Origin of the sequence: Maribacter sp. (assembly GCF_049667165.1) — a bacterium.
GTDB lineage: Bacteria > Bacteroidota > Bacteroidia > Flavobacteriales > Flavobacteriaceae > Maribacter_A.
On record NZ_JBATHS010000217.1, the window covers coordinates 1 to 2,418 of the forward strand.

General features: G+C 42.1%; 2 protein-coding genes. One reads left to right on the top strand and one right to left on the bottom strand.

All coding sequences use genetic code 11. The features are described from left to right. The coding region (locus WBM98_RS10995; RefSeq protein ID WP_424366069.1) for a T9SS type A sorting domain-containing protein at positions 1-207 on the top strand (207 nt) is incomplete at its 5' end. 46 nt (positions 208-253) lie between these two features. Here WBM98_RS10995 and WBM98_RS11000 read toward each other — a convergent pair. After that, complete coding sequence (locus WBM98_RS11000) at positions 254-2,221, bottom strand: IS1634 family transposase (RefSeq protein WP_424366070.1); 1,968 nt, start codon at positions 2,219-2,221, stop codon at positions 254-256. Positions 2,222-2,418: the final 197 nt, after the last annotated feature.

Genomic DNA, 2,418 nt, shown 5'->3' on the forward strand with positions numbered 1-2,418 from the left:
GTTAATCTCGATTTATTAAATAGGCCTTATAAAAACATTGCTATAACTATTACAAATATATCGGGTTCAAAAATATTCCAAAAAGAATATAACGTATCTGAAAAAATAACTATTGATTTAGCTGGTCATGTCAGCGGAATGTACTTTGTGAAAATTAGATCTGGCAATAACGAAATTGTTAAAAAGTTAATTCTGAACCGGAAATAAATAGAATATTAGAATCCAATTGTATTTGTTTTAACCCACTTTGCAGCTAACCGGAATAAATTCGTTGTTTATCAATGAATTGGCAGTTATCGAGTTCAGATTTGTGTACTACGGATTTTCGTTTTACATATGGTGCGTATTTGTATTTTAAGGCATCATAAATATTTCGGACATTTTGGTTTGGTTCCGAGCAGCGGCGTATCATAATAACCTGGTCATATACGTTTTGTGCCAAAGTGGTAACTGTTTTTTGTGTGTTCATGGTGCGGACAATTTCTCTCCACCCGCTGTTGATGCCTTTTGTTTTTAGCTGGTGCCTGACTGTATTTACCAGCCAGTATGCCAGTAGCCCCAGGTGCAGGTGAGCCATCGTGCTTTCATCTTTTTGATGATAAATGGGGCGCAAATCCAGGTCTGTTTTCAGTACACGGAATGTGGCTTCTACTTCGCGTATGGTGTTGTAAAACTGCCAGACCATATCCTCGGGGTTGCCTTCCAGCGAAGTACGGATAAAGTAAACCCCGCTGCGGGCATTTATGTCAACCCCTTCTTTTATCCACCATTTCATGGAGGTTACAATCTTCTTTTTCTCTTCCGGGGCTTCTGCTCCTGTCCCTTTCTGTTTTCTTCGGGTTACAACTGCCTCTTTTACTTCGGTTTCAATATCAAAATAGCGTTGTATGGATGGGTATTTTTGTTTTGCCCGGCCAATGCGTTCATGCACTTTATCTTCCTGTTTTACGCCTCCTTTTTTTGTAAGGCTGTCGGCTATTTTTTGTAGTTCGGCTTCAAAGCGTGAGCGGAACTGCTGGTTCATCGAACGCTCTTTTATCTCTTTTGAATGGCTCTCTACCTTGAGGTAGTAGTCTGTATTGCATTCCGATTTTACCCGGCACAGGTCTATCTTTTGCTTTTTATTGTCAGTTACTGTTATGGTTGTTGCCCCTGCTCCTATGTGGTAGTTTTTTAAGTTCGAACGGCTCACGCAAAGATAATCATAGCCTTTGGCACGAATCATCTTCAGGTTTTCTTCGGTAGCAATCCCTGCATCAATAATTACAAGCGCCTTTTGTGCCGATACCGAGGTTTTGATACGCAGCTTGTTAATCATTGCCCCCAATGTTTTTGAATCGGCCATGTTCCCCTCCAAAACAGAAGAGTATTTGATAAACCCTTCGGGGTTGACAACCAAGGCAAGTACCACCAGTTTTGCATCGCTGCGCTTTTCTTTGCTCCGCCCGTATTTGGCCAGTTGGCTGTTTTGTTTACGGCCTTCGAAGTAGGTATTGGTCAGGTCGTATAGCACTATTTTATCCTCAATGTCAAACAGTTCGTTGGTGCGTACCGAAAGGTGCTGTTCCAACTCTTCTTTTTCAGCATATAGCTTTTTCGATATACGGTATAACTGGTCTTTTGTAACCCTGTCAATATCGTATCCCGTTACCTCGCATACCGATGAGTTTTCCCTCATCCAGCGGGTGGTTTCAAGTTCTGATGCCGGGTAAACTGCCCTGCCGATAATATGGCTTTGGGCCAGTTTTATGTCATCGGGGGCCCACCCCCGGCCTTCTAAAAATGGGGCAATTTGCAACTGGCCAATGGCCTGGTACGACATCCATTCGGCGCCAACCTCCCTGACATCCTTGTTCCTGATACTATTGATGTCTATGGCCTGTATGTCTTTGCCGCTTTTCGAAGGTTTCTTTTCAACAAAAATGTCGATGCGCTTTTCGGCAACCATGCGCCCGTAAAATTTATCGACATAATGAGTTACGGTTTCATCTTCGGTATAAGGGAACTCAAATAAGGGGTTGCCGTGGTTGTTGACTTTTGAAGTAAGTATTTTTTGGATTAGGTTGAGTTGGTCGGTAGTCAGTTCGTCCAGATAGCCAGCATTCAAAATAGTACGGTGGCAAACCCTGTCATCACTGTTGCGGTAACTTTCCACTAAACGGTAATAACCCGAATAGACCCCTGTGGCAGGATTGGTGCGCATGGATACCTTGAAATACATGGCCGCAATTTAATCCCTAATCCGCTGATATACAATACCCCCCAGAGGACTACAAATGAAAATAGAATAAGACAATCATTGATTATCAGTGATTTACAAAACCAAAAATCCAAAATCGACAGAAATCAGGCTGAAAAAACCTGTTTTTAGGCCGATATTTCTTGTTTTTTTATCGTGTAGCTGCAAGATGGGTTAAA

Bases quoted from the DNA above. Each gene is read 5' to 3' on its own strand.
- WBM98_RS11000 (WP_424366070.1), bottom strand. From the start codon at position 2,221: ATGTATTTCAAGGTATCCATGCGCACCAATCCTGCCACAGGGGTCTAT.